17 protein-coding genes are annotated in these 24,925 nt (G+C 59.9%); 6 read left to right on the top strand and 11 right to left on the bottom strand.

Translation table 11 applies throughout. The features are described from left to right. Positions 1 to 7: 7 nt before the first annotated feature. The 5 genes from topA to DKY63_RS28630 form a co-directional block, all read right to left on the bottom strand. A complete protein-coding gene (gene topA / locus DKY63_RS28650; RefSeq protein ID WP_110967205.1) occupies positions 8 to 2,635 on the bottom strand; it encodes a type I DNA topoisomerase in 2,628 nt (875 codons plus the stop codon). A gap of 114 nt (positions 2,636 to 2,749) precedes the next feature. Further along, positions 2,750 to 2,986 (bottom strand): DUF1653 domain-containing protein, encoded by a 237-nt coding sequence (locus DKY63_RS28645; protein ID WP_110967204.1) that lies wholly within the window; start codon positions 2,984 to 2,986, stop codon positions 2,750 to 2,752. A 99-nt stretch (positions 2,987 to 3,085) separates the two neighbouring features. Beyond that, positions 3,086 to 4,261, bottom strand: coding sequence for an acetyl-CoA C-acyltransferase FadA (fadA, locus tag DKY63_RS28640; RefSeq protein WP_110967203.1), 1,176 nt, complete (start codon positions 4,259 to 4,261; stop codon positions 3,086 to 3,088). Between the two features lie 29 nt (positions 4,262 to 4,290). Next, positions 4,291 to 6,438 (bottom strand): fatty acid oxidation complex subunit alpha FadB, encoded by a 2,148-nt coding sequence (gene fadB / locus DKY63_RS28635; RefSeq protein WP_110967202.1) that lies wholly within the window; start codon positions 6,436 to 6,438, stop codon positions 4,291 to 4,293. Positions 6,439 to 7,012: 574 nt separating this feature from the next. Next, a complete protein-coding gene (locus tag DKY63_RS28630) occupies positions 7,013 to 7,450 on the bottom strand; it encodes a hypothetical protein (protein ID WP_110967201.1) in 438 nt (145 codons plus the stop codon). A 104-nt stretch (positions 7,451 to 7,554) separates the two neighbouring features. Here DKY63_RS28630 and DKY63_RS28625 point away from each other — a divergent pair, with 104 nt between their 5' ends. Continuing rightward, positions 7,555 to 7,995 (top strand): universal stress protein, encoded by a 441-nt coding sequence (locus DKY63_RS28625; protein ID WP_110967200.1) that lies wholly within the window; start codon positions 7,555 to 7,557, stop codon positions 7,993 to 7,995. Between the two features lie 185 nt (positions 7,996 to 8,180). Here the strand turns inward: DKY63_RS28625 and DKY63_RS28620 are convergent, their stop codons facing one another. Beyond that, positions 8,181 to 10,100 carry an ATP-binding cassette domain-containing protein gene (locus DKY63_RS28620; RefSeq protein WP_110967199.1) on the bottom strand — a complete coding sequence of 640 codons (1,920 nt, stop codon included), beginning with the start codon at positions 10,098 to 10,100 and terminating at the stop codon, positions 8,181 to 8,183. Between the two features lie 213 nt (positions 10,101 to 10,313). Between DKY63_RS28620 and DKY63_RS28615 the strand changes: the two genes are divergently transcribed. Then, a complete protein-coding gene (locus DKY63_RS28615; RefSeq protein ID WP_110967198.1) occupies positions 10,314 to 12,242 on the top strand; it encodes a transglycosylase SLT domain-containing protein in 1,929 nt (642 codons plus the stop codon). Positions 12,243 to 12,379: 137 nt separating this feature from the next. On the opposite strand, the gene DKY63_RS28610 is transcribed toward DKY63_RS28615, so the two are convergent. Then, positions 12,380 to 14,167 (bottom strand): ABC transporter transmembrane domain-containing protein, encoded by a 1,788-nt coding sequence (locus DKY63_RS28610; protein WP_162634966.1) that lies wholly within the window; start codon positions 14,165 to 14,167, stop codon positions 12,380 to 12,382. A 250-nt stretch (positions 14,168 to 14,417) separates the two neighbouring features. On the opposite strand from DKY63_RS28610, the gene DKY63_RS28605 reads away from it, so the two are divergent. Further along, positions 14,418 to 14,597 carry a PA1571 family protein gene (locus tag DKY63_RS28605; protein WP_110967196.1) on the top strand — a complete coding sequence of 60 codons (180 nt, stop codon included), beginning with the start codon at positions 14,418 to 14,420 and terminating at the stop codon, positions 14,595 to 14,597. 188 nt (positions 14,598 to 14,785) lie between these two features. On the opposite strand, the gene pdxB is transcribed toward DKY63_RS28605, so the two are convergent. Then, on the bottom strand, positions 14,786 to 15,928 hold the full coding sequence (gene pdxB / locus DKY63_RS28600; RefSeq protein WP_110967195.1) for a 4-phosphoerythronate dehydrogenase PdxB: 1,143 nt from the start codon (positions 15,926 to 15,928) through the stop codon (positions 14,786 to 14,788). 257 nt (positions 15,929 to 16,185) lie between these two features. Between pdxB and DKY63_RS28595 the strand changes: the two genes are divergently transcribed. After that, positions 16,186 to 17,595: an MATE family efflux transporter gene (locus DKY63_RS28595; protein WP_110968002.1), complete on the top strand. Its 1,410-nt coding sequence runs from the start codon at positions 16,186 to 16,188 to the stop codon at positions 17,593 to 17,595. Positions 17,596 to 17,714: 119 nt separating this feature from the next. On the opposite strand, the gene tusA is transcribed toward DKY63_RS28595, so the two are convergent. Both tusA and rlmM read right to left on the bottom strand, forming a co-directional pair. Continuing rightward, the gene (gene tusA, locus DKY63_RS28585; protein ID WP_110967193.1) at positions 17,715 to 17,966 is read right to left on the bottom strand and encodes a sulfurtransferase TusA; all 252 of its coding nucleotides are present in this window, start codon (positions 17,964 to 17,966) and stop codon (positions 17,715 to 17,717) included. 171 nt (positions 17,967 to 18,137) lie between these two features. Continuing rightward, on the bottom strand, positions 18,138 to 19,211 hold the full coding sequence (gene rlmM / locus DKY63_RS28580) for a 23S rRNA (cytidine(2498)-2'-O)-methyltransferase RlmM (RefSeq protein ID WP_110967192.1): 1,074 nt from the start codon (positions 19,209 to 19,211) through the stop codon (positions 18,138 to 18,140). A 221-nt stretch (positions 19,212 to 19,432) separates the two neighbouring features. Between rlmM and acnA the strand changes: the two genes are divergently transcribed. Together acnA and DKY63_RS28565 are read left to right on the top strand one after the other, a co-directional pair. Further along, entirely contained in the window at positions 19,433 to 22,174 is a 2,742-nt protein-coding gene (acnA, locus tag DKY63_RS28575) for an aconitate hydratase AcnA (RefSeq protein ID WP_110967191.1), read from the top strand. A gap of 271 nt (positions 22,175 to 22,445) precedes the next feature. Continuing rightward, positions 22,446 to 24,011 carry a methyl-accepting chemotaxis protein gene (locus DKY63_RS28565; RefSeq protein ID WP_110967190.1) on the top strand — a complete coding sequence of 522 codons (1,566 nt, stop codon included), beginning with the start codon at positions 22,446 to 22,448 and terminating at the stop codon, positions 24,009 to 24,011. A 195-nt stretch (positions 24,012 to 24,206) separates the two neighbouring features. Here DKY63_RS28565 and DKY63_RS28560 read toward each other — a convergent pair whose 3' ends face one another. Next, on the bottom strand, positions 24,207 to 24,884 hold the full coding sequence (locus DKY63_RS28560; RefSeq protein WP_110967189.1) for an alpha/beta family hydrolase: 678 nt from the start codon (positions 24,882 to 24,884) through the stop codon (positions 24,207 to 24,209). Positions 24,885 to 24,925: the final 41 nt, after the last annotated feature.

The following is a 24,925-nucleotide window of genomic DNA, read 5'->3' as shown; positions in this document are numbered from 1 at the left end:
GCTCCGATCAAGACTTCGCGGCAGGACGCTTGTCTTCAACGGTCCACTTGCCACCGTCGTAGTACGCTTTCCAGCCCGTCGGCTTGCCGTCGACTTCGGACTGTACGTATTGCTCCTTGGTCTTGCGGCTGTAACGGATTACAGCCGGCAGACCATCGGGATCTTTCTTCGGCGCTTCACAAAGGAAGTGGTACTTCGGATCGATCTCGTCCTTGTGCGGGATGATTTCCATCACCAGCGGAGCACGGGTCTCACGGTTTTTCGGGAACTGACTGGCTGCCAGGAACAGGCCGGACGCACCGTCACGCAGGATGTAGGTGTCGTTGACCTTTTCGCATTTCAGCTCAGGCATCTTCACCGGGTCCATCTTCGGCGGCGCCGCGTCACCGCTCTTGAGCAGCTTGCGGGTGTTCTTGCAGGTCGCGTTGGTGCAACCGAAGAACTTGCCGAAACGGCCGGTCTTGAGCTGCATCTCGCTGCCACACTTGTCGCACTCCAGGCTTGGACCTTCATAGCCCTTGATGCGATAGACACCCTCTTCGATTTCGTAGCCATCGCAATCGGGGTTGTTGCCGCAGATGTGCAGTTTGCGCTTCTCATCGAGCAGGTAAGCGTCCATCGCCGTGCTGCAGATCGGGCAACGATGCTTGCCACGCAAAACCAGCGACTCCGACTCACCCTCATCGTCCGCGGCGATTTCATCGCCGGGCACCAGGTTGACGGTCGCCTTGCAACGCTCTTTCGGCGGCAGGCTGTAGCCCGAGCAACCGAGGAACACGCCAGTCGACGCCGTGCGAATCTGCATCGGACGACCGCATGTGGTGCACGGAATATTAGTCATCACCGGCTGGTTGGCACGCATGCCATTTTCCGGGCTCTCGGCTACTTCGAGTTTTTTCTTGAAGTCGCCATAGAACTCGTCGAGTACGTTCTTCCAGTCGCGCTCGCCCTGAGCCACGTCATCGAGATGCTCTTCCATGCCGGCGGTAAAGCCGTAGTCCATCAGGTTGGAGAAGCTCTCTGCCAGACGCTCTGTGACGATATCGCCCATCTTTTCCGAATAGAAACGACGGTTGTGCAGCGTCACGTAGCCACGATCCTGGATAGTGGAAATGATCGCCGCGTAGGTCGAAGGACGACCAATACCGCGTTTTTCCATTTCCTTGACCAGGCTGGCTTCCGAGTAGCGCGCCGGCGGCTTGGTGAAGTGCTGGGTCGGATCAAGCTTGATCAGCTTCATCGCATCGCCCTGGGCCATGTCCGGCAGTACATCGTCATCGCCTGGCTTGGCAATTTGCGGCAGGACGCGGGTGTAACCGTCGAACTTGAGGATACGGCCCTTGGCACGCAGCTCGAAGTCGCCGGCACCCACGGTGACCGTGGTCGACAGGTATTGCGCAGGCAGCATTTGGCAAGCGAGGAACTGGCGCCAGATCAGCTCGTACAGACGCTCGGCATCACGCTCCATCCCCGACAGCTTGCTCGGCGTGGTATTGGCGTCGGATGGACGAATCGCTTCGTGAGCCTCCTGAGCGCCTTCCTTGCTGCTGTAGACGTTCGGGGTATCCGGCAGGTATTTCTTGCCGAACTCATCTTCAATATAGGTACGCGCCATCGCCACGGCATCGGCCGAGAGGTTGGTGGAGTCGGTACGCATATAAGTGATGTAGCCCGCTTCGTACAAGCGCTGGGCCATCATCATGGTTTTCTTCACACCGAAGCCCAGGCGGTTGCTCGCGGCCTGTTGCAGGGTGGAAGTAATGAACGGTGCCGATGGCTTGCTGCTGGTCGGTTTGTCTTCACGCTTGACGATGCTGTAGCTGGAGGCCTTGAGCTTTTCCAGCGCGGCCATGGCCTGGGCTTCGTTCAGCGGCTTGAAGGCTTCACCTTTCTCGCGAGCGACGTCGAAACGCACGGTAGCGCCCTTGGCGGTACCCAGATCAGCATGGACTTCCCAGTATTCTTCCGGGATGAACGCGCGGATTTCACGCTCACGCTCGACCACCAGCTTCACTGCAACCGACTGCACGCGACCGGCGGACAGGCCACGAGCGATCTTGGCCCACAGCAGCGGCGAAACCATGTAACCCACCACGCGGTCGAGGAAACGACGCGCCTGCTGAGCGTTGACACGATCGATGTCCAGCTCGCCCGGCTCGGAGAAGGCTTCCTGAATCGCTTTCTTGGTGATTTCGTTGAACACCACGCGCTTGTAGCGGCTGTCATCACCACCGATGGCTTCGCGCAGGTGCCAGGCAATGGCTTCCCCCTCGCGATCCAAGTCGGTTGCGAGATAGATGGTGTCAGCATCCTTGGCGAGCCGTCGCAGCTCTTCGATGACCTTTTCCTTGCCTGGAAGGATCTCGTACTTGGCCTTCCAGCCGTGATCGGGATCGACGCCCATGCGAGCAACCAGCTGCTTGCGTGCCTTTTCTTTCGGCGACAGTGCCGGCGCTTCGCCCGCAGCAGCCTTGCCACGCTTGGCGGCCGGCTCTTTGGTGGCACTCGCCGAACCGCTGGTGGGCAGGTCTCGGATATGGCCGATACTCGACTTCACCACGTATTGGTTGCCCAGATACTTGTTGATGGTCTTGGCCTTAGCCGGGGATTCCACAATGACCAGCGATTTGCCCATGGATCAGAAAATTCCTGAATTCTAGAAGTGAAAGGCGGTTGGCGCCTGACGCGGCACCGCTATATATAGTGGCTACAAGGTGAGGTCAAGCGCAGGGTTCTGCGCGCACTCAGCTCATGGCTTGGTAAAAAGGCTCTCTTCGGCCTGCATCAAAGCAAAGCGTGGCACCTGCTCTCCGTCAACTTCGACCGACTCAAGGAACATGCTCAAGGGACGTACCCAAAAGCCGTAATCGCCATACAGGGCTTGGTAAAAGACCACTTCCTCTTCGGTTTCCGAATGCCGCGCAACACTGAATACGCGGTACTGCGGACCTTTGTAATGTTGGTAGAGCCCTGGTTGTATCGGCATGCTTCGGCCCTCACTCAAATTTTTTCAAAAATAAAAACAAATAAAGCCCGGAAAAACAAAAACCGGGGCACTTGGCCCCGGCTTCCGTCAACGGCGCGCTTAAACGCGTTCGAAGACGGTGGTGATGCCTTGGCCGAGGCCAATGCACATGGTGGCTACCCCGAGGGTCCCGCCATTTTGCTTCATCACATTAAGCAAAGTGCCGGAAATCCGGGCACCGGAGCAACCGAACGGGTGACCCAGGGCAATCGCGCCGCCGTGCAGGTTAACCTTCTCGTTCATCTTGTCGAGCACTTTCAGGTCTTTCAGCACTGGCAGGGCCTGTGCGGCGAAAGCTTCGTTGAGCTCGAAGAAGTCGATATCGTTGATACCCAGGCCCGCGCGCTTCAGTGCTTTTTGTGTAGCCGGTACTGGACCATAGCCCATGATCGCCGGATCCACACCTGCTACTGCCATCGAGCGAATCACAGCCATAGGCTGGATACCCAGGTCCTGTGCGCGCTGCGCCGACATCACGATCATGCACGAAGCACCATCGGTGATCTGCGACGAAGTACCGGCCGTCACGGTACCACCTTTCGGATTGAACGCCGGCTTCAGAGTCGCCAGGCTTTCCAGGGTGGTTTCCGGACGAATGGTTTCGTCGTAGTCGAACAGTTTCAGGAAACCGTTCTCGTCATAGCCCTGCATCGGGATGATTTCATCCTTGAACTTGCCTTCCACCGTCGCCTTGTGAGCGAGTTGGTGGGAGCGCAGGCCGAAGGCGTCCTGTTGTTCGCGGGTAATGCCGTGCATTTTGCCGAGCATTTCCGCGGTCAGGCCCATCATGCCCGAAGCTTTAGCCGCGTACAGCGACATGTGCGGGTTCGGATCGACCCCGTGCATCATGCTCACGTGGCCCATATGCTCGACGCCGCCAACGACGAAAACGTCACCGTTGCCCGACATGATCGCTTGTGCCGCAGTGTGCAGCGCACTCATGGACGAGCCACACAGGCGGCTGACGGTCTGGGCAGCCGACGTGTGCGGGATCTGGGTCATCAAGGACGCCATGCGGGCGATGTTCCAACCCTGCTCCAGGGTCTGGTTCACACAGCCCCAGATCACGTCTTCGACTTCGTTCGGGTCGACCTTGGTGTTGCGTTCCAGCAGTTTGCTGATCAGGTGCGCCGACATGTCTTCGGCGCGGGTGTTGCGGTGCATGCCGCCCTTGGAGCGGCCCATCGGAGTACGACCGAAGTCGACAATCACGACGTCTCTAGGATTCAAGCTCATAAGTTCACTCTCACTCTAGTTGGGGGCGCTTAACCGAAGAAGCTCTGGCCGTTCTTGGCCATTTCGCGCAGCTTCGCGGTCGGGTGGTACAGCGCGCCCAAATCAGCGTACTGGTCAGCCAGGGCAACGAACTCTGCAACACCGATCGAATCGATGTAGCGCAGCGCACCGCCACGGAATGGAGGGAAACCAATACCGTAGACCAGACCCATGTCGGCTTCGGCAGCGGTTTCGACGATGCCGTCTTCCAGGCAACGCACGGTTTCCAGGCACAGCGGGATCATCATCCAGTTGATGATGTCTTCGTCAGTGACTTCGCGCTGTTCAAAGACGATTGGCTTGAGCACTTCCAGCACCGAAGGATCGGCGACTTTCTTCTGCTTGCCCTTCTTGTCGGTCTCGTAGACGTAGAAGCCCTTGCCGTTCTTCTGGCCCAGGCGCTTGGCTTCGTACAGTACGTCGACAGCCGAACGACGGTCGTCCTGCATGCGGTCCGGAAAGCCTTCAGCCATTACGTCGCGACCGTGGTGGCCAGTGTCGATGCCGACCACGTCCATCAGGTACGCCGGGCCCATCGGCCAGCCGAATTTTTCCATGACCTTGTCGATGCGCACGAAGTCGACGCCGGCGCTGACCAGCTTGGCGAAACCGCCGAAGTACGGGAACAGGACACGGTTGACCAGGAAGCCCGGGCAGTCATTGACCACGATCGGGTTCTTGCCCATTTTCTTGGCGTAGGCAACGGTGGTGGCAACTGCCAGCTCGCTGGACTTCTCGCCACGGATCACTTCCACCAGCGGCATCATGTGCACCGGGTTGAAGAAGTGCATGCCGACGAAGTTTTCCGGATGCTTGAGGGCCTTGGCCAGCAGGCTGATGGAAATGGTCGAGGTGTTCGAGGCGAGAATCGTGCCTTCTTTAACCTGAGCTTCGACTTCCGCCAGAACGGCTTGCTTGACCTTCGGGTTCTCGACGACCGCTTCAACCACCAGGTCCACATGACCGAAGTCACCGTAGGACAGGGTCGGACGAATGCCGTTGAGCACTTCCGCCATTTTCGCGGCAGTCATGCGGCCTTTATCGACACGGCCGACCAGCAGTTTGGCGGCTTCAGCCAACCCCTGCTCGATACCGTGTTCGTTGATGTCCTTCATCAGGATCGGCGTGCCTTTGGAGGCCGACTGATAGGCGATACCGCCACCCATGATGCCGGCGCCCAGTACGGCGGCCTGCTTCACGTCCTTGGCGATTTCGTCGTAGGCCTTGGCCTTTTTCTTCAGCTCCTGGTCGTTCAGGAACAGACCAATCAGGCTTTGTGCGGCCGAGGTCTTCGCCAGTTTCACGAAACCGGCGGCCTCGACTTCCAGCGCCTTGTCACGACCGAAGTTCGCGGCTTTCTGGATGGTCTTGATCGCTTCAACCGGCGCCGGGTAGTTCGGACCCGCCTGGCCGGCAACGAAACCTTTGGCGGTTTCGAAAGCCATCATTTGTTCGATCGCATTCAGCTTGAGCTTTTCCAGCTTCGGCTGACGCTTGGCCTTGAAATCGAACTCGCCGGAAATGGCACGCTTGATCAGTTCCAGGGCAGCTTGTTGCAGATTTTCCGGGGCAACCACGGCGTCGACGGTGCCAACTTTCAGCGCGTCTTCAGCACGGTTTTCCTTGCCGGCGGCAATCCACTCGATGGCGTTGTCGACGCCAATCAGGCGCGGCAGACGCACAGTGCCGCCGAAGCCCGGGTAGATGCCCAGCTTGACTTCCGGCAGGCCGATCTTGGCGCTGGTGGACATGACGCGGTAATCCGCGGCCAGGCACATTTCCAGGCCGCCACCCAGCGCGATGCCATTGATCGCGGCAACGGTCGGAACATTGAGGTCTTCGAAATCGCTGAAAATCTTGTTCGCTTCGAGATTGCCAGCAACAAGCTCTGCATCCGGCAGCTTGAAGTTGTCGACAAATTCGGTGATGTCGGCGCCGACGATGAACACGTCCTTGCCACTGCTGACGATCACGCCCTTGATCGAAGCATCTGCCTTGATGGCGTCCACGGCCTGACGCAGTTCGTTCAGGGTTAGACGGTTGAACTTGTTGACGGACTCACCCTTGAGGTCGAACTTCAGTTCGACGATGCCACTTTCAAGAGCCTTAACCGTGATGGCTTTACCTTCGTAAATCATCAACTGATCTCCACGATATGGAAGCTGAACAGTACACGTTGGAAGCAGGCGAAGGGCTGGCAGGGACGTCAATCGTCGATGCTACGCCAATCCACCCGGCACACCCGCCAACGCGATAGTCGGGATTCTGTAGGAGCGGTGTGTAATACAAACGCTCAATTCATACGCCCGTTTGATTTGGGTACGCCACCTTCACGGAATTTCCGCCAATTGTCAATCGCCCTAAATGCGGGTTGAAACGCGACTTCGCGGTCATTTCTGTAGGACAACGGCCTGTTACATGCGTTTGCATGTAGAGACATTCATAGGATCAATCATTAGAAAAGTCGCCCTAATTCACCGCAGCCTTTGTTTAACAGGCTAAGCTGGCGGGACTTCAGGAAAAAATATGAACGCTACTGGCGAATGCCAGGCGCAAGATGAACCAAAACCGAATTACCGGCCTGCCTGGCCATCCCGCCCGATGATGTTTGTCGGGCTTTTTATTGCCTGCAGGAGCGAGGCTTGCCCGCGAATGCGGTGTGACAGATACGAGGCCTTCGCGGGCGAGCCTCGCTCCTACAGGCGACGGAGTTCAGGCGAGCGCCTTGAGGGTGGCATCGATGTGCTGCAAGACCTCGGCTTCGCCCTTTTCGCCCCAATACAGGGTGATCATTTGCTTGTCGGCTTCGACCTTGTAGACGTTATCCGGCAATTTTTCGAAATGATCGAGCAGGACCCGATCCTCGCAAGGCTCCTGCCACTGATTCACCCACAATCCCGGTGATTTTTGCCAGTAAATCCAGCAGGCGGGCCGAGTGCCCCGCCTTGGTCGATGGTACTGCGCGCAAGGGTTTGGTGGCTCCTGGCTGAGCCAATGCGGCCACTCCTGAGGAGCCAGTTGCATGGCCAACCCGATGCGTCGCGCCTCCATGCGCAACGCCATGCGACCACTCTGCTGGCGCGACGGGCGCAACCATGCCAGGGGGCTGAGCACCACCAGCAGGATTGACACCACTATCCAGACCGTCATATCTGTACTCCCGATTTTGAATGAGCGGATTGAGTCTCTTTGGAACCAATACGCCTGAAACCAGCCATACTTACCAATATTGCGTTTCTCAGGAGAAGCACCTCATGCCCTACGAGCATATTCTGGTCGCTGTAGATCTAACCGAAGAGTGCGACCCTGTAATCCATCGCGCTCGCGAACTGTCGGTGAGCAACGGCGCAAAATTATCCATGGTCCACATCGTCGAACCAATGGCCATGGCCTTTGGTGGTGACGTGCCAATGGACCTGTCACAACTGCAACAGCAACAGTTCGATCAGGCCAAGGAACGCCTTGAACGCTTGATCGTGAAGTATCCGGAGCTGCGCAAGGAAAACTGCCACCTGACCTACGGCCAGCCACGCCAGGAGATTCATCACCTGGCCAAGGAGCACAACTGCGACATGATCGTGGTAGGCAGCCACGGTCGGCATGGCCTGGCACTGCTGCTGGGCTCTACCGCCAATGACGTGCTGCACGGCGCACCTTGCGATGTGCTGGCGGTGCGTTTGCAAAGCAAAAGCTGAACATAACCCACTGTAGGAGCGAGCCTGCTCGCGATGGACGTCAACGATGACGCTGTCAGCCTGACACCCCGCGGAGTTCTCAGGTTCATCGCGAGCAGGCTCGCTCCTACAGGGAATGGATAGAACGGCATATGAAAAGCCCGGCGTTCATCACTGAACGCCGGGCTTTTTCATGGCTGGATCAATCACGCATCCAATTCGGCCCAACGCTCGACCATCACATCGAGCTCAGCCTGCAACTGCGCCAGCTGCTCGATCACCGCAGCAGTCTCGGCAGCCGGACGCAGGTAGAAACCGGCATCCGCCATCTGCGCTTCAACGGCAGCGATCTGCTGCTCCATCGCTTCGATCTGCCCTGGCAATGCTTCCAGCTCGCGCTGCAACTTGTAGCTGAGCTTCTTCTTCGCCGCCGGCGCTTCGACAACCGGTGCGACCGGTGCCGGCTCAGCCTTGACCACTGCAGAGTTCAGATCAGCTTTGCCGGATTTGCTTTCCGTCACGCCCAGCAGGCGTGGCGAACCACCCTGGCGCAACCAGTCCTGATAACCACCGACGTATTCGCGGACCTTGCCTTCACCTTCGAACACCAGGGTACTGGTCACTACGTTATCGAGGAATGCCCGGTCGTGGCTGACCATCAGTACAGTACCGCTGAAAGTCAGCAAGACCTCTTCCAGCAGTTCCAGGGTTTCGACGTCGAGGTCGTTGGTCGGTTCGTCGAGGACGAGCAGGTTTGCCGGTTTGCTGAACAGCCTGGCCAGCAACAGACGCGCACGCTCACCACCGGACAGTGCCTTGACTGGCGTGCGAGCACGCTGCGGGCTGAACAGGAAGTCACCCAGGTAACTCAATACATGGCGGCTCTGGCCGTCGATCTCGATAAAGTCGCGACCTTCGGCGACGTTGTCGATCACGGTTTTTTCCAGGTCCAGTTGGTGACGCAACTGATCGAAGTAGGCAACGTCGATCTTCGTGCCCTCTTCCACCGTCCCGCTGGTTGGCTGCAAGCCATTGAGCATCAGTTTCAGCAGCGTGGTCTTGCCGGTGCCGTTGGCGCCGAGTAGACCGATGCGGTCGCCGCGCTGCAACACCATGGAGAAATCCTTGATCAGGAACGGACCGTCCGGATGCGCGAAACTCACGTTATCCAGGACCATGACCTGCTTGCCGGACTTCTCGGCAGTCTCCAGCTGGATGTTCGCCTTGCCGGTGCGCTCGCGACGCTCACTGCGCTCCACGCGCAACGCCTTCAAGGCACGAACGCGGCCTTCGTTACGGGTACGCCGGGCCTTGATGCCCTGGCGAATCCACACTTCTTCCTGTGCCAGGCGCTTGTCGAACAACGCATTGGCGGTTTCTTCGGCGGCGAGTGCGGCTTCTTTATGAACGAGAAAACTGGCGTAGTCGCCATTCCAGTCGATCAAGCCACCACGATCCAGTTCAAGGATGCGGGTCGCGAGGTTTTGCAGGAAGGAACGGTCGTGCGTGATGAACAGCACGGCGCCCTGGAAGTCTTTCAGGGCTTCTTCAAGCCAGGCGATGGCGCCGATATCCAGGTGGTTGGTCGGTTCGTCGAGCAGCAGCAGATCCGGTTCGGACACCAGGGCCTGGGCCAGCAGGACGCGACGACGCCAGCCGCCGGACAGTTCGGCGAGGGTCTTGTCGGCTGGCAGTTGCAGGCGGCTGAGGGTGCTGTCGACCAGGGTTTGCAAACGCCAGCCGTCACGGGCTTCGAGGTCGTGCTGGACGTGCATCAGCTTTTCCAGATCGGCATCGGTGACGATGTTCTGGCTCAGGTGGTGATATTCGGCGAGCAACGCACCGACACCGTCCAGGCCCGCGGCCACCACATCGAAGACCGTCCGCTCGTCGGCTACCGGCAATTCCTGCGGCAATTCGCCGATCTTAAGCCCGGGCATCCGCCAAACGGAGCCGTCATCGGGCTTCTGGTCGCCCTTGACCAGCTTCATCATGCTGGACTTGCCAGTGCCGTTGCGGCCGATGATGCACACCCGCTCTCCACGGGCGATCTGCCAGGACACCTTGTCCAACAACGGCATAGCGCCGAACGCAAGGGACACATCGCTGAATTTGAGCAGGGTCATGAGCTTCTCCAAAAACCGGGCGCGCATTCTACCTGAATCGAGGCTTCAGAAGGCCGGCAATTTCACTGTCGTAGCACTCTGCAGTACAAATGTTGCGAACTGATGCAGACAGGTCCGCAAACCTTTCACCCACTGCTGGCAAAAGGCTAAGCTACGAAGAATTCAGTGTGGGCATCGCCAGCACTTGTCATGGTTTTTCTGTCCGGACGTCTCATGCGCAGTCGCCTTTTCAATCTTTTGTCGTGTTTTTTACTTTCTGCCGCTGCCGTTCAATCCGCCCAGGCGGTGGACCTGTCCACCCAACGCCAGTATTACGATGAAGCCAAACGCGCCCTGGCCAAGGGCGACAGCGGCCCTTATTTCCGTTACAGCCAGGCCTTGGCCGACTATCCGCTGGAACCTTACCTGGCGTATGACGAGCTGACCGCGCGACTGAAAACCGCGAGCAATGCCGAAATCGAAAAATTCCTCGCCGAACACGGTGACCTGCCCCAGGCCAACTGGATGAAACTGCGCTGGTTGCGTTGGCTGGCGGATCGCGGCGATTGGGGGACGTTCGTCAAATATTACGACCCCAAAATGAATTTCACGGAACTGGACTGCCTGAACGCGCAGTATCAGATCAGCCACAACCTCAAGTCCGAAGGCTACGCCAACGCCAACAAACTTTGGCTGACCGGCAAATCCCAGCCCGCTGCCTGCGATGCGCTGTTCGGCATGTGGGCCGCCGAAGGCCAGTTGACCGAGCAAAAACGCTGGGAACGCGCCAAGCTCGCGGCCCAGACGCGCAACTACCCACTGGCCACCAGCCTGGTCAGCGGCCTGACCACCCTCGCCCCTCGCGGTCGCCTGTTGATCGACGTGGCGCAGAACCCCGAACTGCTCAATAACCCATCGCGCTTCACGCCAGCGGACGAGGCGATGTCGGACGTGGTCAGCCTCGGCCTGCGTCGCCTGGCCAAACAGGACCCGGACCGGGCCATGAACCTGCTCGACGGCTATGCCAGCAGCATGCACTTCTCCCGTGATGAAAAAGTGGCGATCGCCCGGGAAATCGGCCTGACCCTCGCTCGTCGCTTCGACAGTCGCGCCCTGGATGTCATGACCAAGTACGACCCCGAGCTGCGCGACAACACCGTGTCCGAATGGCGTCTGCGCCTGCTCTTGCGCCTGGCCCGCTGGGACGATGCCTATCAGTTGACCCGCCGCCTGCCCCAGGACCTGGCAACCACCAATCGCTGGCGTTACTGGCAGGCCCGCAGCCTGGAACTGGCGCAGCCGAAGAACCCGGAAGCGCAAACCCTCTACAAGAGCCTTGCTCGTGAGCGCGACTTCTATGGTTTCCTCGCCGCCGACCGCTCACAGTCGCCCTACTCGCTGATCAACAAGCCTTTGGTGCTGAGCCAGGCCACCATCAATAAAGTGCGCAACACTCCCGGGGTGCGTCGCGCCCTGGAGTTCCATGCCCGCGGGCAGATCGTCGACGGGCGTCGCGAGTGGTATCACGTCAGCCGCCACTTCAGCCGCGACGAAATGGTCGCCCAGGCCAAACTGGCCTACGACCTGAAATGGTATTTTCCGGCCATTCGCACCATCAGCCAGGCGCAGTACTGGGATGACCTGGACATTCGCTTCCCGATGGCCCATCGCAACACGCTGGTGCGTGAAGCGAAGAATCGCGGCCTGCACTCGAGCTGGGTGTTCGCCATCACCCGTCAGGAAAGTGCGTTCATGGACGACGCCCGCTCTGGCGTCGGCGCGTCGGGCCTGATGCAACTGATGCCTGCCACCGCCAAGGAAACCTCGCGCAAGTTCAGCATTCCGTATGCCTCGCCACAGCAACTGTTCGACCCGGACAAGAACATCCAGCTCGGCGCCGCTTACCTGAGCCAGGTCCACAGCCAGTTCAACGGCAACCGCGTCCTGGCCTCCGCCGCCTACAACGCAGGCCCGGGCCGTGTCCGCCAGTGGCTGCGCGGCGCGGACCACCTCAGTTTCGACGTGTGGGTGGAAAGCATTCCGTTCGACGAAACCCGCCAGTATGTGCAGAACGTGCTGTCTTACTCGGTGATCTATGGTCAGAAACTCAATTCGCCGCAGCCGTTGGTGGATTGGCATGAACGGTATTTCGACGATCAATAATCCGTTTGTGTAGGAGCTGCCGCAGGCTGCGATCTTTTGATCCTGCTAAAAAATGCCCGCATCTATTGGTGCGGGCATTTTTATTGGAGGCTTTTGAAAAGATCGCAGCCTCGTTTCACTCGACAGCTACATGGTTCCTACAGGTGAAGGTCGAGTTCTGTCTTGCCATCACTGAACTGCAATGCCGCCAACCGCGCATACAGCGCATTACTGGCGATCAGCTCCTGATGCGTGCCCACCGCCACCAGCTTTCCCTGATCCATGACGGCAATACGGTCGGCGTTTTTGACCGTCGCCAGACGATGGGCGATGACCAGGGTCGTGCGATTCTTCATCAGGCTTGGCAGCGCCTGCTGGATCAGGTGCTCGCTCTGGGCATCGAGGGCGCTGGTGGCTTCATCGAGCAGCAGAATCGGCGCATCCACCAGCAGCGCCCGGGCGATGGCCAGGCGCTGACGCTGACCACCGGACAAGCCCAGGCCACCATCCCCCAGATGGGTTTGATAGCCGTTGGGCATGGCTTCGATGAAGTCGTGGGCGTAGGCGATTTTTGCTGCCTCCTGAACCTCGGCCAGAGTTGCCGTCGGTTTGCCGTAGCGGATGTTGTCTTCGATGCTGCCGAAAAACAGCGCCGGGGTTTGCGAGACCAGGGCGAAGCAACGACGCAGGTCCAGTGGATCAAGCCTGGTCAGTTGCACGCCATCGAGCAGGATGCGCCCCTCGGCGGGGTCATAGAAACGCAGCAACAGGTCATACACTGTTGATTTACCCGCACCGGACGGCCCGACCAGCGCCAGGGTCTCGCCGGCCCTGACTGTCAGACTCAAACCATCGACCGCGTAACTCTCCGGACGGGACGGATAGGAAAAGCGCACGTCCTGCAGTTGCAAATTACCCTGCACCCTTGCAGGCAAGGTCACCCGGTCGCTGACCGGCGGTACGATGATGTTCTCCGAACGCAGCAATTCCGCGATTCTTTCCGCCGCGCCTGCCGCGCGCTGCAATTCGCCGATCACCTCGCTCAAGGTACCGAAAGCACTGCCCACGATCAGGCTGTAGAAGACAAACGCGGCCAACTCGCCGGCGGAAATCCGCCCGGCAATCACATCCATGCCGCCCACCCAGAGCATCACGCCCACGGCGCCCAGTACCAGTACGATCACCAGCGTAATCAGCCAGGCCCGCTGAAAAATGCGTTTGCGCGCGGTGTTGAATGCCTCTTCCACGGTCACGGCGAAACGCTGCTCGTCCTGCGCCTGATGGTTGTAGGCCTGCACCGTTTTGATCTGGCCCAGGGTTTCCGAGACGTAGCTGCCAATATCGGCGATCCGGTCCTGGCTCAACCGCGACAAATTGCGCACCCGGCGGCCGAAGACCAGGATCGGCGCGATCACCAGCGGCAAGGCGACCACCACGATGCTGGTGAGTTTGGGGTTGGTAATGAACAGCAGGACGATCCCGCCGATGACCATCAACAGGTTGCGCAAAAACAGTGACAGCGAAGAACCGATCACCGATTGCAACAACGTGGTGTCGGCGGTCAGTCGTGACTGGATCTCCGAACTTCGGTTGTTTTCGTAGAAGCCCGGATGCAGGTAAATCAGATGATTGAAGACCTGTTGGCGGATGTCCGCGACGCAGCGTTCGCCGATCCACGACACCAGGTAAAACCGCGCGAACGTACCGACCGCCAGGCCGATCACCAACAACATGAACAAACCGATGGACTGGTTGAGCAAGTGAGGCGACTGGGTCATGAAGCCCTGATCCACCAGCAGACGAATGCCCTGCCCCATGGACAGGGTGATGCCTGCCGTGACGATCAATGCGAACAGGGCACCGAACGCGTGCCAGCGATACGGCGCAATGAAGCGGCTGGCGAGGCGGATGGCACGGCGGTGGCGAACTGAAAGCATTGGCATCATCCAGGCGGAACGATTTAAAGGTTCACCCAAAACCGCTCAATGGAGTGGAACTCGGTGAATCAGAATGAGTCGGGTTAATTATGACCGCCAATACCAGATCCTAGTCGTTATCGATCTAAAGTCCGGGTAGCGAGGTCGCGTTATTTCTGGTGGACTGGTGTTGCCGCCATGAAACGATCGCAGGGAGTTGTCACAGCCCGGTCACCTGACGGCTCTACATTGGGCGCACAACCTGAAGAGGAGACAGGCCATGTCCTTGCAAAACAGCAGCGATGACAAGATTCAAGTGATCCGCACGAAGCCGCACCAGTCTCTGGGTTGCTCGATTATCGATAAGGATGGGCGCGAAGTACCGATCACTGAAGACATGATCCAGAAAGCGTGCCGCGATCTGGAAAAGCGATTGGTCAAGCCTGCCGAACAAAAGTGATATAGCCATCGTCTTCTTGACCCGGCCCTTTGTTGGCCGGGTTTTTTATGGGTGTTTACCGGAAGATTTGTGGTGCATCCCTTCGCGAGCAGGCTCGCTCCCACAGGATCGCCAGTGAACACAGATGCCCTGTACGGCCAGATCTATTGTGGGAGCGAGCCTGCTCGCGAAGGGGGCCGACTCGATCTTCAGACAGACGAAGCCCCCAACGCCGCCACAATTTTCTGCAACTGCGGCGCCTCCCCATCAATCCTCACCTTCAACCCATCGATCTCCCGACGCGGCGGGTAATTCTTGCGCAGCAGATCGAACGCCACCCGCTGCTCACTCACGCTGCCGACAAGACTGCGACGGAAATCCGCATCATCGCGGCGCGGGTCGTATACGCCACGGCAAAGCATCGCCAGCGCCCAGGCCGGATCGCTTTCAGCGTCCAAGGTCACTTGCGACAGCCAGGGTGAGGGCAGCAGATCGCTCAAATTGACCCGGGCCGGCTGGCCAAGGAAATCGCAATACGCCTGATATATCTGCGCGGTACCACGCTGCTTGCCATCGAGGCTGTAACCGGCAATGTGTGGCGTCGCCAACATGCACAATTCGGCCAGCGCCACGTCGACTTCCGGCTCGCCTTCCCAGACATCCAATACCGCCTGCAGGTCTTCTCGCTCCAGCAGCACATCACGCAGGGCAGCGTTATTGACCACCGGGCCGCGACTGGCGTTGATCAGCCAGGTGCCGGACTTCAGTTGGTTCAGTTGTTTTTTATCAAACAGGTGCCAGGTCGACTGCGGGCCTTTTTTGGTCAGCGGCGTGTGCAGACTGATCACGTCGCACTGCTCGATGATCTGTTCGAGGCTGACGTAATCGCCCCCTTCGGCGGCTTGTCGTGGCGGGTCACAGATCAGGGTATTCCAGCCCAGGCCGCGCAGGACCTTGACCAGACGCCCGCCTACCTCGCCGGCGCCGACCACGCCGTAAGTACGCCGGGTCAGGTCTACGCCTTCGATTTCGGCCAGGGTCAGCAGACTGCCAAGTACATAGTCGACCACCCCCCGGGCGTTGCACCCCGGCGCACTGGACCAGGTAATGCCGGCCTGCGCGAAGTAATCCAGGTCCAGGTGATCGGTACCGATGGTGCAGGTGCCGACAAAACGCACTTTGCTGCCCTCAAGCAACGCGCGGTTGACGTTGGTCACCGAACGCACCAGCAGTACATCGGCCTGTTCGACGCTGGCGCGGTCAATGGAGCGTCCGGGCAACCGGCGGATTTCGCCAAAGCCTTCGAAGAAGGCATCGAGCAGGGGGATATTTTCGTCGGCAACAATCAGCATGGCAGGCTCCTTTGGCGGGTTGGCAGTGTAGGCGCAGATTTCGTCCCTGTGTAGGAGCGAGCATGCTCGCGATGGATGTTAACGATAACGAGGGATGCCTGAATGAATGCATAGCTCTCGACCCCATCGCGAGCATGCTCGCTCCTACAGGGGAAGCCACGTGATTACAAATCACCAACACGGGTCTTTTCCTGACTGTCGCGTCAAAGCGTAGAATGCGCCGCCTTGCGCATCAAAACCCTTTGGACGCTTCGCCTGTGAATTCCGTGACTGACACTACTGCCACCACCACCCAACCTCGCACAACCCCGGTGCGCCAGGAACTCAAAGGCCTGCTGGGGCTGGCCGTGCCGATCATGATCGCGCAGTTGGCCACCACGGCCATGGGCTTCGTCGACGCGGTCATGGCCGGCCGCGTCAGCCCACGGGACCTGGCCTCGGTGGCCCTGGGCAATTCGATCTGGATCCCGGTTTACTTGCTGATGTCTGGCGTGCTGCTGGCCACCACCCCCAAGGTCGCCCAACGCTTTGGCGCCGCACAGTTTGAGCAGATCGGCCCGCTGGTGCGTCAGGCCTTGTGGCTGGCGCTCTGCGTCGGACTCATCGGCAGCGGCCTGCTGCTCAGCGCCGAACCGATCCTGCACTGGATGAAAGTCGATCCCCAGTTGATCGAACCGAGCATGGGTTACTTGCACGGCATCGCCTTCGGCCTGCCCGGCATCGCCTTTTATTACGTGTTGCGTTGCTACAGCGATGGCATGGGGCGCACCCGCCCGAGCATGGTCATCGGCCTGTGCGGACTGTTGTTGAACATCCCGCTGAACTACGCGCTGATCTACGGCCATTTCGGCATGCCGGCCCTGGGCGGCGTCGGTTGTGGCTGGGCCAGCGGTATCGTGATGTGGTTCATGGCATTGAGCATGGCCGGCTGGACGTTCTGGGCGCCCTTCTATGCCCGCACCCGGGTATTGGCGCGCTTCGACTGGCCGCAGTGGGCAGAGATCAAGCGCCTGGTAGGCATCGGCTTGCCGATCGGTATTGCGGTATTCGCCGAGTCCAGCATCTTCGCGGTCATCGCGCTGTTGATCGGCAGCCTCGGCCCCACCGTGGTCGCCGGGCACCAGATTGCCCTGAACATCAGCTCGCTGCTGTTCATGATTCCTTATTCCCTGGGCATGGCGGTGACGGTCCGGGTCGGTCAGGCGCTGGGCGCCGGCAACCCCTGGCAGGCGCGCTTCGCGGCCAAGGTCGGATTGGGCGCGGCTTTGGTGTTTGCCGCGTTCTCGGCCAGCCTGATCCTGTTGCTGCGCGAACCTATCGCCTCGATCTATACGCCTGACAGGACCGTGATTCAGATCGCTTCGATGCTGATTGTCTACGCCGCGCTGTATCAGTTCTCCGACGCCATCCAGGTGATCTGCGCCGGCGCGTTGCGCGGTTATCAGGACACTCGGGTGACGATGATCCTGACGTTGTTCGCCTACTGGGGCATCGGTCTGCCGGTGGGTTACGTGCTGGGGCTGACCGACTGGTTCGGCCCGGCCAGCGGCCCGAGCGGGCTGTGGGAAGGTTTGATTGCGGGCTTGAGTTGCGCGGCACTGATGCTGTCGATCCGCTTGACGCGTAGCGCGCGTAAACGGATTCGTATCAGCCAATCGATGGGCTGACCGAGACAAACCCTGTAGGAGCAAAGCTTGCTCGCGATAGCGGCGGTACATTCAACATCGATGCTGACTGGCCTGACGCTATCGCGAGCAAGCTTTGCTCCTGCAGGTTTGTGTTGTCCTTAGCTGGACTTCTTGCGAATCCAGTACAGATAAGTCCCGGCATCTTCATGCTGCGCCACCAGTTCATGGTCGAGAAACACACAGAACTTGGGAATGTCGCGGCGGGTCGACGGATCGGTGGCGATCACCTTGAGCAGGCCGCCGGGCACCAGGTCACGGATGTGCTGGTGCAGCATCATCACCGGTTCCGGGCAGTTGAGGCCGGTGGCGTCGAGGGTACCGTCTACCGGCGTATCAAGCATTTCACTCATGATTCACTCCTGAAACTGGCCGGCATTGTCGCGCATTGCCGGGTGTTCGGTCATCTGTCGTACATCACCCCGTAGGAGCGAGGCTTGCCCGCGAAGGCCGCGCCTCGGTCTATCTGTAGAACCGAAGCGCTGCCTTCGCGGGCAAGCCTCGCTCCTACGGGTTCTGTGTGATCAGCGGGACTTTGGCTTTTTCACGTCCAATCGACGCAAATGACAGGTCACTTCCTCACGATCGTGATACAGCTGCTTGCAGCCGATCTCGACCTTGATGCCGCGTGCCTTGAAGCCGTCGGCGATGCGTTCCAGCAGGCGCTTCACTTCGGCGTAACGCTGTTTCATCGGCAACTTGAGATTGACTACGGCTTCGCGGCAGTGCCCTTCGCCGATCCACTCTTCCAGCATCGCGGCGTTGCGCGCCGGTTTCTCGACGATGTCGCATACCATCCAGTCCACCGGTTGCTTGGGCTTGAAGGTGAAACCGTCGGCCATCAGGTGCTGGACCAGACCGGTGTCCATCAGGCTTTCAGCCATCGGGCCGTTGTCGATGGCAGTCACCAGCATCCCGCGATTGACCAATTGCCAGGTCCAGCCACCGGGCGCGGCGCCGAGGTCGACGCCGGTCATGTCGCTGTGCAGGCGCTCGTCCCATTGATCGCGCGGAATGAAGTGATGCCACGCCTCTTCCAGCTTCAGGGTCGAACGGCTGGGCGCCTCGCGGGGAAACTTCAGGCGCGGAATGCCCATTGGCCACATGGCCTGGTTGTTCGATTCCGCCAGACCGAGGAACACTTCACGACCGCTCTTGAACGTCAGCAGCAAACGCGGTTTGCCGGCGTCGTCCACCAGCTTGCCGGCCCCGATCAACGCCTTGCGCAGCGGGCCTTCGAATTTTTTGCAGAAGGTCGACAGCTCCTTGCCGTCGTTGGTATCGACCACTTCCAGCCACAGGCTGCCGCAGGTCGGAAAATCCGCCAGGTGCGCGAGGATCACGCTGATGCGGTCGGTTTCCGGCAACTCGACGAACGTCCCCCGGGCCCATTGGCGCGGGAAGATCAACTGGTCAAAGCGCTGGCCGCGCATCAGGCGTTCGGCGCCATCTTCTTCACTGCAGATGAATTCGGCGCAGGCAGTGGCGGGTTTGGCCTTGGCATAACCGGCCACGTTCAGCCGTGCGGCAATGTCGGAAATCTCGGAACAGACTTCACCTTCGAAGCCCGGCCGGCAATGCATAAAGAGGGTATTCATTCTTACTCCTGGGCAGTGGCGAAACATTCAGCCACTGCGCGATGCCCAGGCTTGCGCTGGAGCAAAGCCTGTCACGAAAACCGGCGCATGATAGCCGAGTTCGGAACCTCGGGCTCAGCCATAGAGTCCAGTTATTAGCCAGCTACCTAAAACAGGGCTAGGTTTAATGCTCTGACCGTCCCCTCAGTCCGTAGCCGTGCGGACTCAAAGGAGTGATCGTAATGCCCTCTCTAAATAGCCTGAACACCCTCAAGACCCTGCAAGTCGACGACAAGACCTACCACTATTTCAGCCTGCCGGACGCCGCCAAAAGCCTGGGTGATCTCGACACGCTGCCCATGTCGCTGAAGGTGCTGCTGGAAAACCTGCTGCGCTGGGAAGACGCAAAAACCGTCACTGGCGCCGACCTCAAGGCGATTGCCGCGTGGCTCAAGGAGCGTCGCTCCGACCGCGAGATCCAGTACCGCCCCGCGCGGGTATTGATGCAGGACTTCACCGGCGTGCCCGCCGTGGTCGATCTGGCCGCCATGCGCGCGGCGATGGCCAAGGCCGGCGGCAACCCGCAGCGAATCAACCCGCTGTCGCCGGTGGACCTGGTGATCGATCACTCGGTGATGGTCGACAAATTCGCCAGCAGCAGCGCCTTCGAACAGAACGTCGACATCGAAATGCAGCGCAATGGCGAGCGCTACGCGTTCCTGCGCTGGGGCCAGAGTGCTTTCGATAATTTCAGTGTGGTGCCGCCCGGTACCGGGATCTGCCACCAGGTGAACCTGGAGTACTTGGGCAAAACCGTCTGGACCAAGGACGAGGACGGCCGCACCTACGCGTTCCCGGACACTTTGGTGGGCACCGACTCCCACACCACCATGATCAATGGCCTTGGTGTGCTCGGCTGGGGCGTCGGCGGAATCGAGGCGGAAGCGGCGATGCTGGGTCAGCCGGTGTCGATGCTGATTCCGGAAGTGATCGGCTTCAAACTCACCGGCAAGCTCAAGGAAGGCATCACCGCCACCGACCTGGTACTGACCGTCACCCAGATGCTGCGCAAGAAAGGCGTGGTCGGCAAATTCGTCGAGTTTTATGGCGACGGTCTCGCCGACCTGCCGCTGGCGGACCGCGCGACCATCGCCAACATGGCCCCGGAATACGGCGCCACCTGTGGTTTCTTCCCGGTGGATGAAGTCACGCTGCAATACCTGCGCCTGTCCGGGCGCGCCCCTGAAACGGTGAAGCTGGTGGAGGCCTACAGCAAGGCACAGGGCCTGTGGCGCCTGCCCGGCAAGGAACCGGTGTTCACCGATAGCCTGGCGCTGGACATGTCCAGCGTCGAGGCCAGCCTCGCCGGCCCCAAGCGCCCGCAAGACCGCGTATCGCTGCCGAATGTCGCGCAAGCGTTCAGCGACTTCCTCGGCGTCCAGCTCAAGCCCACCAGCAAAGAAGAAGGCCGCCTGGAAAGCGAGGGCGGTGGTGGTGTGGCGGTGGGCAATGCGGACATGGCCGGCGAAGCGGATTACGAGTTCGAGGGCCAGACTCACCGACTGAAAAACGGTGCTGTGGTGATTGCCGCGATCACCTCTTGCACCAACACCTCCAACCCCAGCGTGATGATGGCCGCCGGTCTGGTGGCGAAAAAAGCCGTGGAAAAAGGCCTGCGGCGCAAACCTTGGGTGAAGAGTTCTCTGGCGCCCGGATCGAAAGTGGTCACCGACTACTATAAGGCGGCCGGGTTGACGCACTACCTCGATGAGCTGGGTTTTGATCTGGTCGGTTATGGCTGCACCACCTGTATCGGCAACTCCGGCCCCTTGCAGGAACCGATCGAGAAAGCCATCCAGCAGGCCGACCTGACCGTGGCGTCCGTGCTGTCGGGCAACCGCAACTTCGAAGGACGGGTGCATCCGCTGGTGAAAACCAACTGGCTGGCCTCACCGCCGCTGGTGGTCGCCTATGCACTGGCCGGCACCGTGCGCATCGACCTCAGTCGCGAGCCATTGGGCGAAGACCAGAACGGCCAGCTGGTTTACCTGCGGGACATCTGGCCGAGCAGCCAGGAAATCGCTGACGCCGTCGAGCGGGTCAACACCGCGATGTTCCACAAGGAATACGCCGAAGTGTTTGCCGGTGACGCGCAGTGGCAGGCCATCGAGGTGCCGCAAGCTGCCACCTATGTCTGGCAGGACGACTCGACCTACATCCAGCACCCACCGTTTTTCGACGAGATTGGCGGCCCACCGCCGGTGGTCAGGGATGTGAAGGCTGCCCGGGTGCTGGCGTTGCTCGGCGATTCGGTGACCACCGACCACATCTCCCCGGCCGGCAATATCAAGGCCGACAGCCCGGCAGGTCGTTATCTGCGAGACAAAGGCGTGGAGCCGCGGGACTTCAACTCCTACGGCTCGCGACGGGGCAACCATGAGGTGATGATGCGCGGTACTTTCGCCAACATCCGCATTCGCAATGAAATGCTGGGCGGTGAAGAAGGCGGCAATACCCTGTACATCCCGACCGGGGAAAAACTGGCGATCTACGACGCCGCCATGCGTTATCAGGCCGCCGGCACGCCGCTGGTGGTCATCGCCGGGCAGGAATACGGCACCGGATCGAGCCGCGACTGGGCAGCCAAGGGCACCAACCTGCTGGGCGTCAAGGCGGTCATCGCCGAAAGCTTCGAGCGGATCCACCGCTCCAATCTGGTGGGCATGGGCGTGCTGCCGTTGCAGTTCAAGCTGGACCAGAACCGCAAGAGCCTCAACCTGCGCGGCACCGAAACCGTGGACATCCTCGGCCTGACGGGCGTCGAGTTGACGCCGCGGATGAACCTGACCCTGGTCATCACCCGTGAAAACGGCACCCAGGAAAAGGTCGACGTGCTGTGCCGGATCGATACGCTCAACGAAGTGGAATACTTCAAGTCGGGCGGGATCTTGCACTACGTGTTGCGACAGTTGATTGCTTCATGATTTGCCGCTGACAACGACACCGCCTCCGGGCGGTGTTGTTTTTTGTAGGAGCGAGCCTGCTCGCGAAGGGGCCGTCACATTCAAAATCGTTGTCGACTGACATTTCGCAATCGCGAGCAGGCTCGCTCCTACAGAGGGCGGGCCCCACACAAGGCTCATCGGCTGACGCAAGGGTCATTTTGCGACGCACTTCTGAAAGTCGGAAAAAATTCTCAACAAACCGCAACGGTGGCCGATACAGCACGTGAAAGCCTTGCGGATTAAAACAGCCATGCGTAATAACCAGCCAATTACACAACGCGAACGGACCTTCCCGGCCCAGCAACGGTTGATTTCCACCACCGATGCCAAGGGCGTGATCACCTACTGCAACGACGCCTTCGTCGAGATCAGCGGGTACTCTCGTGAAGAACTGATCCGTGCACCGCACAACCTGGTGCGTCACCCCGACGTTCCTGCCGCGGTCTTCGCGCACATGTGGGCCACACTGAAACAAGGCTTGCCATGGATGGGCATTGTCAAGAATCGCTGCAAGAGCGGTGATCACTACTGGGTCAACGCCTATGTGACGCCGGTCTTCGAAGGCAATCAGGTGATCGGTTACGAGTCGGTGCGGGTCAAGCCCACCGCCGAACAGATCAGCCGTGCCGAAGCGCTCTACCAGCGCATCAACCAGGGCAAGCCGGCCATCCCGAAGGCCGATAAATGGTTGCCGGTGTTGCAGGACTGGTTGCCGTTCATTCTGGTCAGCCAGTTGAGCTTCATGATCGGTGCCTCGCTCAATTCCCAGTGGGGTTTTGCCCTGGCCGCCGGCCTTTCGGTGCCGCTGGGCCTGATGGGGTTGAGTTGGCAGCAACGCGGCATCAAGCGTTTGTTGCGCCTGGCCGAACAGACCACCTCCGACCCGCTGATCGCACAGATGTATACCGACAGCCGTGGCGCCCAGGCGCGTCTGGAAATGTCGATCCTCAGCCAGGAAGCCCGCCTGAAAACCTGCCTGACCCGTCTGCAGGATACCGCCGAGCACTTGACCGAGCAGGCGAGGCAGTCCGATGCCCTGGCGCATAACAGCTCCTCCGGCCTGGAACGCCAACGCGTGGAGACCGAACAAGTGGCCACCGCCGTCAATCAGATGGCGGCCACCACCCAGGAAGTCGCCAGCCACGTGCAGCGCACCGCCGATGCGACCCAGGAAGCCAATCGCCTGACCGGCCGTGGTCGTGATATCGCCGGGGAAACTCGCGAGGCCATTGAGCGTCTGTCGGTGGTGGTCGGCGAAACCGGCCAGACCGTGACCCAACTGGCCAGGGACAGCGACGAGATCGGTGGCGTGGTCGATGTGATCAAGGGCATTGCCGACCAGACCAACCTGCTGGCGTTGAACGCGGCCATCGAGGCGGCCCGTGCCGGTGAGATGGGTCGTGGCTTTGCGGTGGTGGCCGATGAGGTGCGCCAGCTGGCGCAACGCACCAGCGAATCCACCGGGCAGATTCACGCCCTGATCGCCAAGCTGCAGCAAACCGCCGGCACGGCGGTGCAAACCATGGAAGCCGGGCATCGCCAGGCCGAGCAAGGCGTGGCGCGGGTACTGGAAGCGGACCAGGCGCTGGTGGGCATCAGCGAGGCGGTGGCCAACATCACCGACATGACCACCCAGATCGCGGCGGCGACCGAAGAGCAAAGTGCCGTGGCCGAGGAAATCAGCCGCAACATCAGCAACATCTCCGAACTGGCCGACCAGACTTCGGAACAGGCACAGAACTCGGCGCTGCTGAGTGAAGAGCTGACCAGGACAGCCAATACCCAGTATTCGCTGGTGGAGCGGTTTAACCGCTGATTGATGCTGTGGATAAAAAACCCGGATGGTGGAAGCCTCCGGGTTTTTTATTGTCAGTTTGAATGTGATGTCAACTATCAGGGCCTCATCGCGGGCAAGCCTTGCTCCTACAGGTGATCGGTGCTCGCATGAACCGCGCCTGACCTGTAGGAGCAAGGCTTGCCCGCGATGGCGCCCTCACCCAAACCACACATCTCACTGAAGAAATGCAGCTACCTTCTGCGCCGCAGCCGCCAGATGCTGCTCATGACTAAACCCCGAAACCTTCAACGGCTTCAAATCATGATCCCCCGCCACCAGCCAAAACACCTCGATACTCGCTGACAGGTCGTATCCCTCGACCGCCTCACGATTGCCCAGCGCATCCCGCTCACCCTGCACAATCAAAGTCCGCGTCTTCAATCCGGCCAAATGCTCGACCCGGGGTTTCTCCGGCTTGCCCACTGCATAAAACGGATATCCCAGGCACACCAGCGCGTCCGCACCCAACTCATCGGCAAGCAGACTGGCCATCCGCCCGCCCATGGATTTGCCGCCGATGGCCAACGGCCCGGCGACATGCCGTCGCACCTCGGCATACACCTCGCGCCAGCATTCCAGCAGTTTCGGCGCGGGATTGGGCGGACGCTTGCCGCCGTCGACACGCCGTTGCGCCATGTACGGAAACTCGAAGCGCAGTACGTTGACGCCCAGCGCCGCGAGACGTGAGGCCATGTCGTTCATCCAGTCGCTGTCCATCGGCGCTCCGGCGCCATGGGCGAGGATCAGGGTCGACGAGTCCTTGCCTTCAGCGGCATTCCACAGCCATCCATGATCCTGCACGCACTGCGCCCATTGATCCCCGTCAATACCGGCCTTGTGCCGTTTGTCCATGCTTGCCTCGCATTTAGTCTGCCTATAACTCCAGGCGAAGG

Source organism: Pseudomonas putida, from assembly GCF_003228315.1.
Lineage (GTDB): Bacteria > Pseudomonadota > Gammaproteobacteria > Pseudomonadales > Pseudomonadaceae > Aquipseudomonas > Aquipseudomonas putida_S.
This window is presented reverse-complemented; position numbering and strand designations above follow the sequence as displayed.

Excerpts from the sequence above, each read along its gene's own strand:
- DKY63_RS28605 (WP_110967196.1), top strand. The coding sequence starts at position 14,418 with ATGTCCTTGCAAAACAGCAGCGATGACAAGATTCAAGTGATCCGCACG.
- DKY63_RS28560 (WP_110967189.1), bottom strand. The coding sequence starts at position 24,884 with ATGGACAAACGGCACAAGGCCGGTATTGACGGGGATCAATGGGCGCAG.
- tusA (WP_110967193.1), bottom strand. The coding sequence starts at position 17,966 with ATGAGTGAAATGCTTGATACGCCGGTAGACGGTACCCTCGACGCCACC.
- DKY63_RS28630 (WP_110967201.1), bottom strand. The coding sequence starts at position 7,450 with ATGACGGTCTGGATAGTGGTGTCAATCCTGCTGGTGGTGCTCAGCCCC.
- acnA (WP_110967191.1), top strand. The coding sequence starts at position 19,433 with ATGCCCTCTCTAAATAGCCTGAACACCCTCAAGACCCTGCAAGTCGAC.
- DKY63_RS28615 (WP_110967198.1), top strand. The coding sequence starts at position 10,314 with ATGCGCAGTCGCCTTTTCAATCTTTTGTCGTGTTTTTTACTTTCTGCC.
- DKY63_RS28610 (WP_162634966.1), bottom strand. The coding sequence starts at position 14,167 with ATGATGCCAATGCTTTCAGTTCGCCACCGCCGTGCCATCCGCCTCGCC.
- DKY63_RS28625 (WP_110967200.1), top strand. The coding sequence starts at position 7,555 with ATGCCCTACGAGCATATTCTGGTCGCTGTAGATCTAACCGAAGAGTGC.
- pdxB (WP_110967195.1), bottom strand. The coding sequence starts at position 15,928 with ATGCTGATTGTTGCCGACGAAAATATCCCCCTGCTCGATGCCTTCTTC.
- rlmM (WP_110967192.1), bottom strand. The coding sequence starts at position 19,211 with ATGAATACCCTCTTTATGCATTGCCGGCCGGGCTTCGAAGGTGAAGTC.
- topA (WP_110967205.1), bottom strand. The coding sequence starts at position 2,635 with ATGGGCAAATCGCTGGTCATTGTGGAATCCCCGGCTAAGGCCAAGACC.
- DKY63_RS28620 (WP_110967199.1), bottom strand. The coding sequence starts at position 10,100 with ATGACCCTGCTCAAATTCAGCGATGTGTCCCTTGCGTTCGGCGCTATG.
- fadB (WP_110967202.1), bottom strand. The coding sequence starts at position 6,438 with ATGATTTACGAAGGTAAAGCCATCACGGTTAAGGCTCTTGAAAGTGGC.
- fadA (WP_110967203.1), bottom strand. The coding sequence starts at position 4,261 with ATGAGCTTGAATCCTAGAGACGTCGTGATTGTCGACTTCGGTCGTACT.
- DKY63_RS28645 (WP_110967204.1), bottom strand. The coding sequence starts at position 2,986 with ATGCCGATACAACCAGGGCTCTACCAACATTACAAAGGTCCGCAGTAC.
- DKY63_RS28565 (WP_110967190.1), top strand. The coding sequence starts at position 22,446 with ATGCGTAATAACCAGCCAATTACACAACGCGAACGGACCTTCCCGGCC.